Below are 14,888 nucleotides of genomic sequence, written 5' to 3'. Positions count from 1 at the left end.
AGTGTATAACAATTTAGTACAAAATGGGATGAAATGGCTTCATTCGTCTCCTTTTTTCTTGTATGCTACTATAAATCGTTTTTGCTTTAGATCTTTGACAGCTCTTGTCTTCGTTATGCTATGACACAAAGCAAGACGACTGCCGCTAGACCCATTTCTATTACCAAAAAAATATCCAGCATCAAGAATTTCGTTTCTAACTGATCGAATGAGCGTCAGCGCACGCTAGTCAGCGGTGCTCGATACGCAGCTGGAAGCTGGCCCCTTCCCCATGCGCATCTAGCCGCCCTCCGACCACGGCGAAATGCGGAGTGTAGGTAAAACTGTTAGAGACTAGCAAGTCTGATCCCAGAGGGCCCTACGTCTATTGACGTAATCGTTGTCGCTCATCCTAGGCACTTTGAGGCGGGCGTAATCATGGGCCGGAAATCTGGGAGGCGGTGCCCGCAGCCAGATCTTCAAGCGCCATGCGCACTATCGCCCAAAGGCACTTGGTCAGCGAGAACGGTCAAACGCAAAGTCTCGGCCAGTACTTAGCCAGAGTGACCAGCTTCGGCTTGAACAATCCTGTTTGGAACAAACAGCATCTGCACAGGCTGAGCCGGTGGATTACGACCAGCTCCTGTTCTGATCGGAAACGGCAGCCCCGAGGTGAAATACCCTTCAAGCCAGCGGCCAAGGCGATACTGACGACACAAGGCACACATCTGCTAACTCGACGCCTTTCGAATATTTTGATGATGGTCATAACTGACAAAAGCGATTTCGAGCGCGAACGGGAAGCATCTCACCCATAGCGTGGGGAAAGCATCATGGCCGAGCGATCACTTGATCAGTAAAAGTGCTGGAAGACGCGCTCACAGCGTTTAGCGAAAACACAGGATCGCTGTCCGACCATTACGCTGGTCACTCGCTCCGCTTGGCGCATGATCGGTCATAGCGATCGTTCCGCGCCATTTGGCTCAGAAGCAAAAATGGGTCGCTGGCAAACCTCCAGCGACCCATGTTCCCGTTTTTGCGCGCGACCAGACCCCGCAGGTCGCGACGATCACTTTTCTTGCAAGGACTCAGAGAAGGTCTTGGTGATCGGCTTGGTGAGATAGTCGAACACGGTATTCTTACCGGTCTTGATCTCAGCGACGATCGTCATCCCAGGCTGGATGATAATCTTCTCTCCCGCCTCTTTTGGCCGCATCCCAGAGACATCGACCTCAAGGCTGACCCGGTAATAGACTTCCTGCTTACCGTCTGCGCCCTCTTCCGTGAGGGTATCCGGGCTGATGTAAGTGACCCTCCCGGAGGCTGGGCCATAGGTGCTGTAATCATAGGCATCGAACTTGATCGACGCGGATTGGCCTGCCTTCACAAACGCGATGTCGCGCGGCGGCACCTTGGCTTCCACGACAAGCATTTCTCCGGTCGGAACAATCTGCAGAACCTCATCACCCGGACGCAACACACCACCGACAGTGGTGAGGCGGACGTTCTTCACGATCCCATCAGTAGGAGCAACAAGCTCGGTCACCTTAAGAGCATCATTGCGCTGCGCAAGCACCTGCTGCGCTGTGACGAGCTCCTCTTCCGTCCGTGCCAATTCTGTCTGCAATTCCTGGATGTAGCGCTGCCTGATGGAGGACATCTGCCCTTCAACATCAACAATGGACCGCTCCATGCGAATGACTTCAACGCGGGCGACGTCACCGGTCTTGAGGAGCGGAAGGTTCAGATCCAGCTCCTGCTTGAGGAGCGCCTTCATTTCGGCCAGGCTTGAAAGCTCAGCGGCGAGCGCCTCACGCCGGCGCTGATAGAGCTGCGTCTGGTTGCGAACGAAGTCACTGTACGCCAGCGCCTCGGCTGGAAAGACCAGTGCTTTGTCGAACAATTCGGCGTCGATGCGAGTCCGCTGGCTGAGCAAGGCCGCGACCTTACCCTGGGCTTCTTCGACGGCAGCCGCTTCCCGCACCTTGCTCAGGACGACCAGAACCTGACCCCTGCGGACTTGGTCACCCTCACGCACGTTGATGCGCGCAATCTCGCCGCCATTGACGCTCTGGACGATCTGAACGCGGCCAATCGGAATAACGGTGCCCGGTGCGCGCGTAATCTGATCGAGTTCCGCCCATCGTGCCCAAGTGATCGAGGCTATGATCAATAGCCCGATGGTCAATACGATCGTGTGAGACAGGCGGAATCTTTGTAACATAATATCTCTGGACAAATTAAAGTTAAATTATCGTCATGAACATTATGAAGTCGCGCGAGACAGCGGGTGGACGGTGCTCGAAGCCACGTTTGCCGCATTCGCTTGCAGCCTGCGGAGCACTTCGTCTCGCGGACCATCGGCAACAATCTTCCCGCGCGCCATTACGATGACCCGCTGGAAATGATTGAGAAGCTGCAACTTGTGCGTAACCACGACGAGCGTCCGGTCACTGGACAATTCGCGGCCAATGAGATCCATGAACTGCGCTTCGGAATTCGCATCGAGGTTCGAGGTCGGCTCGTCCAGGATCCACATACTTGGGTTGATCAGCATCAAGCGCGTCAGGCCGACGAGAGTCCGCTGACCTCCCGAAAGGCCGCGACCACCTTCTTGGATGGGGAGATCAAGACCCATCGGGTGGGCCGAAATCGTCTGATCAAGGCCCGTTTTGCTGGCGGCAGCCAAAATGGCTTCATCGTCCGTAGACCCGATACCCATCAGCAGATTGTCACGCAGCGTCCCGTTCACCAGACGATAGTCCTGCGGAAGATAGCCGATGTACTTTCGCAGCACGTCATCAGCGATCTGCGCCATATCAAGGCCGCCCAGCTTCAGCGCCCCCGATTGCGGTGAATACAGCCCAGACAGAACTCTCAGCAGGGTCGTCTTTCCTGACCCGATGCCACCCACGATCGCGATCCGTTGGCCATCCTTGATGACCAGCCCCGGAATTTCGAGGGATTCGCGAGCACCCGGGTAGCCAAACCGCACGCCATCAGCGATCAGCGGGCCCTTCAGAACATCGGGGCGCAGCGAATTGTCGCCAGAGCTTCGCTCGATCGGCAACTTCAGGATGGAGTCGAGTGCTGCCAGCGATGACTTGGCATAGCCCCACTGAACAATGAGGTTCGGAAGCTGCGCAATCAGCGGCCCATTCACCCGGCCCCCGATGATCGAACACGCAAGCAACGCGCCGGAGGTGATGTGGCCTTCCCCAACCTGGATCGCGCCTACCGCGATGATGGCGATATAGGATACCTGCTGAAGAATGGAGAACACCGACTGGGCGACCGCCGAGGTCCGCTTCACCGGGTCTTCATAGTGGTGCACGTCCCTGACCAGTCGGTTCCATCTGGCCAGCATGAACCACCCGCCGCGGGATGCCTTGATGGTTTCCACGGCATCGAGAGATTCGACCAAAAGGCCGTTCTTGCGGTTCCCACTGACCTGAGCCCGATCAGTCCCGTTGCGGATCAACCGCGCGAGGATCATCGCAAACAGAAGGGCAATCGGCAGGGAAATGATGGGCACGAAGGCCACCGGCCCGCCGACCCAATAGATGAACCCGATAAAGAACAGTGCGAACGGCAAGTCGGCGATCAGAAACAGCGAGCCCGACGACATGGTGCTGCGCACCTGTTCGAGACCGCGCAGCTGGGCGGCCAAAGTGCCAACGCCCGGCGGGCGGGTATCCATCCGTAGCGCTTGCGAGCGAGCAAAGAAGTACTCAGACACCTCAAAATCGATATCAGCGGCCTCACGCTCAATCATGAGCGAGCGCACTGTACGAAGCACGAAATCGAAGCTGAGCGCTACAAGCGTCCCGAGGGTCAACACGAACAGGGTCGAATAGCTCGCAAGCGGGATAACCCGGTCAAACACCTGCATCGAAAAAAGCGAGGTTGCGAGCGCAATGATATTGGCAAAAATTGTGGCAATCGCCGCCGACACAAGCACCTGCTTGCGCCGCATGATCGCCTGCCAGAAGATTGACCGTGCTGTCTGCACCGATCCGCCCTGAAGCGGATCAGGCAGGTTCATATCGAAGAAGACGAGTTCATCGTCGAAGTCCTTCAGACCCCCTCCGTTCCGCAGCCGGAACTGATGCTCGTTCTCCCACTGATCGACGACCGCCCAGCCCTCATTCTTGTCGTAGACAATCAGCGGCAGCTGGTCGGGCCGGGGACGTGCCTGCTGAAGCACAGGAATCGCCCAACCCATCTTGTTGCAGACGCGGGCAATGTCAGCGACATCGCCGGCCAATTCTGCCTCATCGATTTCATCGGACCAACCGGGAGGAAGCGACTTGCCCTGAGCCAAAGCCAGGTGGTCGATCGCGGAGCAGATGGTATGTGTTGCACTGACAGTCATCAGTTGTCTTCCATAGCAATCGGTGTCGGCCGCCAGATACAGCTGCGCAACATGAGGCGCGAATAAGCGGCGAGTGTGCCAATTTCAGCATCGGCTTCGGAGAGCTTCGCCGTCATGCTTTCGCGCACGGCGTTCATCACATCGAGCCATCCGCGGCGTCCTGTGATGAACTGGCGCTTGTAGGACTCGGTGACCAGTTCGGATGAGCGCGAGACTCTCTCGCTGGCCAGAGCGCGGTTCAAACCCGAGATATAGGTCAGATAATCCGTCCGCATCAGCTCGCGGATCTCACGCTCGTTCGTCGCCAATTCGAATTCGGCCGAGACGATCTGAGCCTCGACGGACTGGACCGCCGACAACTGTGACAGGCCGTTGCCGGTCTGAACGCGGACCGCAACGCCGGCGCGTGTCCCAGTGATTTCATTGGTGCTCGCCTGGGCCAAGAGCTGCGGGAACAGCCGCGCCTTGGCAACGCGACGCTCGGCGTCAACCTCGGCCCGCAAGGCCTGAAGCGCCTTGAGCCGCGGACTGCACTCGAGCGTCATCGCGACGAGTTCTTCTTCGGTCGGCGTGAGCAGGTTCGGATTGAACTCCGGCACCGATCCCAATTCGATTTCAGCGTAGCCGATCAACTCCTGCAACCGGCTGAAGCTGGTCGAGCGCAAGCCTGCCACCGACGCGAGATCCTGCTCAATCTGCGCAGTGCGTGATTGCGCCAAATCGAGGTCCGAACCGGGCGACACTTCCTGCTCAACACGGCGCTCCATCGTGCGCAGGAGCTCTTGGTGCTGAGCAAGCGCCTCTTTCAGGATCAGCTCCCGGCGCGTTGCCAGAGAGAGATCGAAATAGGCGCCTACTGTCCGCAGCGCGATTTCTTGCTGAGAGTCGACCACTGCGTAAGTGCTCGACTCCAAGGCTGCCTCAGCCCGGTCAATCGTGCCGCTGATCCTGCCGAAGGTATAAAGCGGCTGCTCCAAAATGAGGTTGGCTGCCACCCCGTTCTGCGTACCGACATTGCTGCCACCGCCGAGCGCCAAGCCTTCGACCGACAGGCTCGGATAGATCTGCCACTTCGCACCGCGCAGATCAGCGAGACTTGAGCGTCGATCGGCAATGGAGCGCAGGATCAGCGGGTGTTGACGCGCCGCGATCTCGACAACTTGCCCTAGCGCGAGAGGGATGCCAACCGGCAACGCTTCGGGCTCTGGCACGGCGGCCGGTACCAATTCCGCGGGCACCGGAGGACCATAGACAGGTTCAGTTTGCGCGAGGGCGGCGCCTGCAAAGATTAATGATCCGCACAGGCCGGCAACTGCGGGCGCGAACCGCAATTTCATGCCCTGCCCCCATCAATGGCAACATCTGTCGTCATCAGAGGATACCCCCGCCTTAACCTCAATTCAGTTCCGTACCGGCGGCCTGCGACTTGGCGGCCTGTTCCGCACGTTCGAGGAGGAGCTGCAGACCCTGTGCCACGGCGGCAACGCGCGCCACGGGGATGAGCATTTCCGGACCGGACACATCGTCACCCTTGGCGTTGCGATAGAGAGTCTCAATCCGCATCATGCCATTGACGATCGTTGCAGTACCCAAACCTTCAATCAACATCGGTATTCCTTCAGAATTTCTACTGTGCCCATTGGGCAGATGAACAGCCTCAGACAATCGTCAATCGCCGACCGGTAAGACTGTTCGAGGTCGTTGCTCTCTAGACCTCACTTTCCTTCACCGCAACGCATCTCGCTTTGAGACACGAAAAAAGCGACGGCCCGAGGGCCGTCGCTCAATTCTCCGAACGTTGCCGTTCGACTTAGATGAAGTTGTCGGCGGTCAGAGTGATCTGACCTTCGAGGCGGATCACAGTGTCGCTGCCGTCAACGAAATCTTCGCTGTCGGAGTTGTCCTGCACCACGTAGGTCGCATCGAAGTCGCCATCGCCGTCTTCATCGTACCAGAAGTAACGGATGCCACCGGCAGTGAAGTTGCCGTCAACAGTGTTACCACGGGCCGCCTGGTCCAGGTAATCCTGGAAGATGGCAGTGGGTTCGAGTTCCTGATCACGACCGATGAAGACCGGCGCGGCAGCGAAGTCAAGCACATCAAACTCGAGGTCTGAGACGCCATCCTTCTCGTCGAAGTCCTTGATCGACCAGAAGTCGTTACCGCCGTCGACGATCCCAACAAAGACCACGTCGTTGCCATCACCAGTCGTGATAGTACCACGCGAGGTGCCGAGATTGCCGGTAGTCACGACGTCATCACCCGAGCCACCAATGAAGGTAATCGGAGCGGTGCCGGCGGACGCGTTACCGCCCGGGATCGTCATCGCACTGAAATCAACATCACTGTCCCCAGCACCGGTACGCACTGTGATAGCCACCGTGTTGGCATCAGCCGACCAGGTGAACAGACCACCAAGACCCGTCGCATCAATCGACGAAATCTTCGTGCTGTTGGTGTCGAGCGTCAGACCGTTGGCACCTTCGATAACCAGCGTCGTAAGATCACCACCGAACAGGTCGAGAGTGTCAGTACCAAGCGAACCGGTAGTATCGATGTTGACCGTCTCGGCATCCTTCGCAGTCACAACACCGTGGTCACCGGCATCAACCGCCAGCACGAGGTTGAGAACATCAGCCGTGGTGTCGGTCTTCATGTTGACGGTGTGGTTACCGTTGGTGTTCGTCAGGGTCAGGGTCGATCCGCTGATGAAGTTGTTAAGCGTCACCGACGAAGTCGTACCCTGTTGAAGAACCGTAACCGCTGCACCCGGCGTCCCGACGTTGCTGTCATCGATGAAGCGGAAATCCGCCGCCGTGAGGTCGGGTAGGTTCTCGTTGTTGATCGACTGGATCTGAACACCAATACCAATGAAGGGAACACCAGCGAACCCGAACTCAGCACCGGCAAACACGTTAGCCGTGTACAACGAAGACTGAGCATTGATCGCGTTAATCACCGCGTTCCGAAGACCGGTGAGGTTGGTATCACCATCTTCGAATTGAACAGTGATTACCTCATCAGCCGTCAGGGGGTCGTTATCCCGGAGCGTGATTTCAAGCGTATCATCGGCCGAGGCCTCACCATCCAAGACAAAGACCGCATCCTCATCAAGACCCGTAATGGCCGCAGAACCCTTTTCGTTGGTAAGGGTAAAGACATCAAGACCAGTAGTCAGACCGGTGTTGGATCCGTTGAAGATGAAGGCTGTGTCGCCATCCGTCTCACCAGCAAGTGCGGTGAAGCGGACATTGTTACCGACGCGAACTGCAACTGCATTATCGTTGAAGTCACCATCAGCATTTGCTGCCGCAACGATCAGGTCAGCAAGAGTACCGCCCTCCTGAGTCAACGCCTGCCCGGTGGTGTTCGTGAAGGTGAACTCGCCATCGGTCCCATCAACATTGTCATACTGGATCGTGATGGTTTCACCATTCAGGATGGTCACCGATGTGAGCTCAAGCAGAGCAGTATCGGGATCTTCAGCGGCCGGAGCCCGACCATCATTGTTGAGGATTCCGAGAATTTGCTCGCGGCCCGGCGCACCGATATCCGTTCCGTCGGTGAAGCTTACAGCGACGTTGGCATCGACGCCGGTGGGACCGGTGATGATGACAGCTTCACTGTTGTCGGGATCGACGACCGCGCTGTAGCCATTCACACCATCGATGGCTGCCGCAACCTTCGCCGCGATCGCTGCTGCGTCATCACCATTGTTGGGGATGCCGTCACCAAGGTCATCGGTGAGCGGGACGGTCACGTTAAGACCGGCAGCAGTAATCGTGACGCTGTCAGCCCCGGTAGTTTCACCGGAAAACAACACACGGGAGATCTCGGGCTCAGAACCCGCACCGATGTCCGAAGTCACATTCGAAATGTCGTTCAGACCGATGTTCGCCAGGTTGATGACGTCATGCTTGGCGACATCTTGGAAATCCAGTTCGAGATGCTCGAAGTTGACAACGGCCTGAGCGGTGCTGGTGAAGGTCGCCGCGTCGTTCGATTCCATAACCAGACGGTCGTCGTCGCCGACACTTTCGCCGCCATCGAACGAACCACTCGTACCAGTCCCACCAGTGGTCCCGAAGGTGTCGGAATTGAAGGTGACACGGTCGGTTCCGCCGCCGAAGCTGTTGTCTTCAGTGGTTGCACCAAAAGTGATGTTGTCGTTGCCGGTGTTGGCAGATCCATTGAACAGCGTGTCATTGCCAAGCTGATCGAAGATCGTGATCCCGCCCGGAACGTTGGTCGAAGTGATCGTGGTCTTGGTGTCGTTCGTATTGCCTGCCTGCTGAACAGACGTCATCGTTACCGAGCCAGTGCCCGACAGGATCACGTTCCGAACGTCATTAGCCGTCGAACCAGCCGAATTACCGAACACTTCCGGCACGCCATTTTCAGCGCCACCATCGATGTTGTCGAGACCGACGTCACCGTTGGCTTCAATGCTGACCGTAGCGTTGGTTCCGAGCACGTTGATGTCGCTCAAGGCGAGGTCGCCATTGCTGACCAAGTCAACGCGGGTGCCCTTCGAGATCAGATCGGCCAGGCCGTTGACGCTCGAGTCGGTTACGACGCGAATGTTGCCCTGGCTATTGATGTCGAACAACTGCGAGCCGAAATCGTCGGCGTCGTTGATGCCGGTAAGCGTAAGCGTTGCTGCCGCGTTCACGTCAACATCAATGTCACGGAAGCCGGTGTCAGCGAGGTTCGAGACGTTGACCGCAGTCACCGCCGCACCGCGGACGCTGACGTTGTTGCCGGTGCCAGTAACCGAAACGGTCGCCAGTTCCTGCGCACCGCGATCAGTGACAGTGACGTTCCGACCGCCGGTGATAGCTACCGTGTCGTACGAGTTCGAAGCGGCCGTCCCGGTCGGAGCGAGCCCACCGTTTTGATTTGCCCCGCCGACAAACACGTTACCGTCAGCAGCCGTCACGTTGAGGCTATCGCCGCCGCCGTTGATGACCAAGTCGCCATCACCAATCTGGGTGACGGTGGCGCTGGTGTTGACGTCCGTGGGGGTCACGCCATTGGCCGCAGTCGACGTGGTTTCGTCGTCAAGCGTGATGGTCTGGGTCGTGGAACCGTTGATGAAGAACGTTGCGTTCTCAAGACCATCGAACCCAGCGGTGTTCACGTTGAACGCGCCACCGAGGAACCCGCGGGTCGGCGCACGATAATCGAGGCTCTCGACGTTATCGACGGTGACGCCGGTGAAGTTGGGGGCCGAGGTGAACGGGTTGCCGTTGTCGAGCACCAGAAGGGTGTCGGTGCCAGCGCCGCCGTTGATGTTGTCGAACGGAGTCAGAGTGCCGGTCAGGCCGAGGTTCGGGTTGAGCAGGCTGACTTCGCCGGTAACGGCAACGATGGTGTCGTTACCACCGGTGCCAGCATTGCCGCCGCTGCCAATCAGATCAGTCGGAACGCCAGTGCCAACGGTGTCAAGACCGGTGGTCAGCTGGAAGGTCTGACCTTCAGGCGTGCCGTCAAGGATCAGCGCAGTCGTGGTTGCAACAACTTGGCTGCCGCCCTTCACGATGTTGACCCGAAGGCCTTCAACGCCTTCGACTTCTGCATCGAGCGGAGCGGAGATTGTGAAGGTGCGCGTTGCCTGACCCACTGCGAAGGTCAAGGTTGCACCAGCGACAGTGAAGTCATCACCCTGCTGCGCATCAACGATGGTACCGCCATTGGTGAAGCCGAGGGCAGTTGCCTGAAGCGTTTCGGCAGTGCTGGTGTCGGTGCGCGTGACGGTGAAGGTGAGAACCCCACCTTCGAGCACTTCGCCCGACGAAGTCACTTCATACACACCGGGGCCAGCCGGAAGAGCGGTCGGCGTGCCGGTGATGGCTTGACCGCCAAGGGTCGGGACACCGTTCACGAGCGAGAGGCTGCGCGAGTCGCCGTTGTCGAACACGATGGTGTTGGCAACAACACCGATCGGAATAACCACGGTGATCCCATCCGTGACGCTCGTCAGCGTCACGTTCGAGCCGCTGAACGACACCGAGAAATCCGATGCGTTCCCGTTAAGGCGGATCGTGTCACCGCCGCTGTTGAAACCGCTGCGGAAAGTGACGGTCGAACCGTCGATGATGGTGACGTTCTGCGCGCCAGAGGTACCGAAAATCTCAGTATTCCCCCCGACGGTGATCGATTCACCGGTACCAAGAGTAACCCGTGCCATAACTTCTTCCTTCTAAAATTTTTGTAAGACTTATTATTATTAGCCCACCTGGAAGTAATCACCCGCGCCGATGATAGCTCCAACCGCCGCCTCGGCACTTGCCTCGTCGAACACGATCGGACCGTCGGGGTCGAGCACGTTATCAAGGATAATCGTGCTCGCCTGGTTCGTGGTGAAATCAAAGTACTCGATGCGCAGATCGCGGGCGTCATCGGGGTCGGTGCCGAAGCTCACTTCACCGATGTCGCCATCGAGGAACAGGATGCGGTCGTCAGCGCGGAAGTTCTGGATGATGATGAAGCTTTCCGGTGCATCGAGGTCTTCGATGAAGGTAGCCTGCACACCCGCCGCATTGAACGTGGCGATACCCGAGGTTGCGACATCTGCCGGAGCAGCCGAGCCCCGGAAGTAATCGCCAGCACCAAAGGCAAGCGCCAGAGCCGCTTCTGCATCAGCTTCGGTCACGATCGGATCGATCGTCAGGCCGTCCAGCACATCAACCAGAGTGATCAGGTTGGTGGTGGCGCCGTCGTCATCGAGACGCGAAAGCACCAGGTTCCCGTTGCCATCGTCCTGGAAGGTGTAATCGCTCGGATCAAACCCATCGAAGAAGATGAAATCGTTGCCGCTGAAGTTGACGATTTCGACTTCAGAGAACCCACCCGACGTTTCGGTGAACTGGAAGTTCGTGTCCGTCACGTCACCGGGCTGAATTCCGGCGTCGATAACTTCCGGATCATTAAACGCACCGACATCAATCGACAGGACATCGATCTGGTCCGTAACGGCAATGGTGATCGCCTGAGTGGCCGACAGTGCCGGGTTCCCGTTGTCGGTTGCCGTCACTGTGATCGAGTAGCTCGTTTGACGCTCGAAGTTCGCCGGAGCGTTCAAGCGCACTTCACCCGTGGCAGCATCGATATTGAAGGCCGCCGCATCAGCACCGCTGATGCTGTAGGAAAGCACGTCACCCGCGTCGACATCGGTTGCATTCGCATCATACACGACCGTCGAAGTAGCGGCGTTCTCAGCCACCGTCCCCGTCGTCGCCGACGTAATGACCGGAGCATCGTTCGTCCCGGTGACGGTGATCGTCAGCGTGGCAGTATCCGAACCACCATTGCCGTCACTGACGGTGTAGTTCGCAACCACAACTTGCGTCGCACCCGAACGAAGCGACTGGTAGGCCGCATTCGACGTGTCGAAGGTGTAGCTACCGTCCGCGTTGAGCGTCAGGCCCGCAACCGGTGCGTCCAGTTCGTAGGTCAGATCGTCGGAGGCATCGACATCGCTGTCGTTGGTCGCAACCGAACCGGTCACGTCCGGGCCGTCTTCCGTCGCGGTTGCAACATCATCCGCAGCCACCGGAGCGTCGTTCACGCCGGTCACAGTGATCGTCAGGGTCGAGGTCGACTCTGCACCGTTCTCGTCGGTCACAGTGTAAGTCGCCACCACATCGGTGGTCTCGCCAACTGCAAGCGACTGATAGGCCGCATCCGACGGATCGAAGCTGTAGCTACCATCCGCATTGAGCGTCAGACCATCCACCGGAGCGTCCAGCGTGTAGGTCAGGACCGCGTCGTTATCGACATCGCTGTCGTTGGTTGCGACCGAACCGGTCACCGGCGCAGCATCTTCCGTCGCAGCAGCAACATCAGCAACAGCCACCGGAGCGTCGTTCACGCCAGTCACAGTGATCGTCAGGGTCGAGGTCGACTCTGCACCGTTCTCGTCGGTCACAGTGTAGGTCGCCACCACATCGGTGGTCTCGCCAACTGCGAGCGACTGATAGGCTGCATTCGACGGATCGAAGCTGTAGCTACCATTGGCATTGAGCGTCAGGCCAGCAACCGGTGCATCGAGCGCATAAGTCAGGACCGCGCCGTTATCGACATCGCTGTCGTTGGTCGCGACCGAACCGGTCACCGCTGCACCATCTTCGGTTGCAGTTGCAACGTCAGCCACAGCCACCGGAGCGTCGTTCGTGCCGGTTACAGTGATCGTCAGGGTCGATGTCGCCGAACCACCATTGCCATCGCTGACGGTGTAGTTGGCAACAATCACCTGGGTCGCACCAGCCGCAAGCGACTGATAGGCAGCGTTCGACGGATCGAAGCTGTAGCTGCCATTCGCGTTCAGGGTCAGACCTGCCACCGGCGCCGCCAGTGCGTAGGTCAGCACAGCACCCGTATCGACATCGCTGTCGTTGGTTGCGACCGAACCAGTCACCGCCGCACCATCTTCGGTTGCAGCAGCCACATCAGCCACAGCCACCGGAGCGTCGTTCACGCCCGTCACGGTGATCGTCAGGGTCGAAGCCACCGGCGGGGCAATCCCGTCGCTGACAGTGTAATTGACGACAACCGACTGGGTCGCGCCAGCCGCAAGCGACTGATAAGCTGCGTTCGACGGATCGAAGCTGTAGGTGCCGTTTGCGTTCAGCGTAACGCCAGCCGGCGGGGTACCCACAACCGCGTAGGTCAGCGTGGCGCCCGTATCGACATCGCTGTCATTGGTCGCCACCGAGCCCGTCACCACGGCGCCATCTTCGGTCGCAGTAGCCACATCAACCACAGCCACCGGAGCATCATTCGCGCCGGTCACGGTGATGGTCAGGGTCGAAGTTGCAGTACCACCTGCACCATCGCTGACGGTGTAGTTGGCCACAACAACCTGCGTCGCACCAGCCGCAAGCGGCTGATAGGCAGCGTTCGACGGGTCGAAGCTGTAGGTGCCGTTCGCGTTCAGCGTCAGACCGGCAACCGGAGCCGCCAAGGCGTAGGTGAGCGTCGTACCAGCATCGACATCGCTGTCGTTGGTTGCGACCGAACCGGTCACTGCCGGAGCATCTTCAGTTGCCGCAGCGGTGTCCGCAACAGCGACCGGCGCGTCATTCGTGCCGGTTACGGTGAGCGTGACGTTCGCAGTGTCAGTTCCGCCGTTGCCGTCGTTGACGGTGTAGGAGAACGTCAGAGCGCGGGTCGCACCAGCAGCCAGGCTGTTGTATTCGGCGTTGTTGCTGTCGAAGGTGACAGCACCAGTGGCCGAAAGCGTAACGCCGACCGGGAGGGTTCCGTTGGCCGTGTAGGTCAAGGTGTTGCCATCGGGATCGCTATCATTGGCGGTCACCGACAGATTGACAGTGCCCGAACCTTCGGTCGCGGCCAGCGTATCATCACCCGCGACGGGGGGCGAATTGCTGGGAAGATCGCTTTCCTTGTTTCCGCCGCCGGCTGCAACAGCAATGCCGCCGCCGATCGCAGCGAGCGCCAAGACACCGATCAGGACGCCGGAGATACCGCCATCCTCATCATCTTGACCCAGCGAGCTGGAACCATCAACGCCCTGACGCGCGGGCATACCAGCCTGAGCGAACTGTACGGTGGTCAGGCCCGAGGTCAGATCGATTGCAGGAGCAGTGGCCGTGAACTCTGCGGTCTCGACCACATCTGCTTCGGCTTCAGCTTCTTCAGCAACCGCAAGCTGGAGTTCTTCCTTGTCCTTCTCGGCGTCCTCAGCGAGCTTCGCGAGAACTTCTTCGGCCTCAGCGGCCGAGTTTGCAGCAGCAACCTTTACCGCTGCCAGTTCGGCTTCGGTCGGCACTGCGCGCGCCGGCTGAGACGGAGCAGCGTGAGCTTGCTGAGCGTTCGGCTGCGAAGCAGCAACGACCGCCTTTTGCGCCTGAACTGCCGAGTGTCCGGCATCCTGCTCGTTGTGGCTAACTGTAGCCTCATTTGCGCTACTGTTCACACTCACCATCCTGTCCATTAAAAGAAACTCCCTTAGTGCGTGACGGTGCATTAGCCAGTGGTTTGGGGCAACGCAAGCCTCGTTTTGGGTGTTTATGCTTTGACGGGATTCACTGCACACAGTGTTGTCAATTTGCACCATCTTGGCACCTTTTCCCCAATTTCCTTACTTCCGTGTGACGAAAATGTGGGAGCGTTGGCGACAAAATCCGTTCGGTTTGGCGGTCAGAGTGACAGTGTGGGGTTGGGTTCGCGCCAGCCTCGGCGAGGCCGGTTTCCAGTTGAAACGCCATCGCACGGCAATGTTGGGCTATGCATTTTGGGGGCGTTTCGGAACAGACCCAGTGCGCCCTTTGCTCAGCGCGGCAGCAGAGACGCCTTTCTGGCCATGCTCAAGTATCGGGCGACCAGACCAGACGCAGAGCGAATTCGTATGCGGGGCAGCCTTTTGCCAGCCAGGCAGCATGCCGCCCCCTCCCCACGTCACCTGCTAGGACTTTCGATCAGATACCGCCTCGGATGTTCTGACGAGCGCCGCATCGCACCAGACAGTCTAATTCACCGAACGACCTGTTCAGTGATTATTTGTCTGAAA

6 protein-coding genes are annotated in these 14,888 nt (G+C 58.5%); all 6 read right to left on the bottom strand.

All coding sequences use genetic code 11. From position 1 onward, the window contains the following. Positions 1-1,048 precede the first annotated feature (1,048 nt). Positions 1,049-2,167: a beta-barrel domain-containing protein gene (locus tag GVM20_RS00675; protein WP_199799386.1), complete on the bottom strand. Its 1,119-nt coding sequence runs from the start codon at positions 2,165-2,167 to the stop codon at positions 1,049-1,051. Between the two features lie 78 nt (positions 2,168-2,245). Then, complete coding sequence (locus tag GVM20_RS00670; protein WP_166545378.1) at positions 2,246-4,354, bottom strand: ATP-binding cassette domain-containing protein; 2,109 nt, start codon at positions 4,352-4,354, stop codon at positions 2,246-2,248. Next, positions 4,354-5,691 (bottom strand): TolC family protein, encoded by a 1,338-nt coding sequence (locus GVM20_RS00665; protein WP_166545377.1) that lies wholly within the window; start codon positions 5,689-5,691, stop codon positions 4,354-4,356. The genes GVM20_RS00670 and GVM20_RS00665 overlap by 1 nt, the downstream gene beginning before the upstream one ends. 58 nt (positions 5,692-5,749) lie before the next feature. Then, the gene (locus tag GVM20_RS00660) at positions 5,750-5,962 is read right to left on the bottom strand and encodes a hypothetical protein (protein WP_166545376.1); all 213 of its coding nucleotides are present in this window, start codon (positions 5,960-5,962) and stop codon (positions 5,750-5,752) included. Between the two features lie 202 nt (positions 5,963-6,164). After that, positions 6,165-10,544, bottom strand: a complete 4,380-nt coding sequence (locus GVM20_RS00655; protein ID WP_166545375.1) for a beta strand repeat-containing protein — start codon at positions 10,542-10,544, stop codon at positions 6,165-6,167. Positions 10,545-10,583: 39 nt separating this feature from the next. Continuing rightward, positions 10,584-14,147: a cadherin-like domain-containing protein gene (locus GVM20_RS00650; RefSeq protein ID WP_166545374.1), complete on the bottom strand. Its 3,564-nt coding sequence runs from the start codon at positions 14,145-14,147 to the stop codon at positions 10,584-10,586. Between the last annotated feature and the right edge of the window lie 741 nt (positions 14,148-14,888).

The sequence above is a fragment of the Porphyrobacter sp. SLTP genome, assembly GCF_009905735.1.
Taxonomy (GTDB): Bacteria; Pseudomonadota; Alphaproteobacteria; order Sphingomonadales; family Sphingomonadaceae; genus Erythrobacter.
Note: the sequence above shows the minus strand (reverse complement) of the source record. Positions and strands in the feature narration are given on the sequence as shown.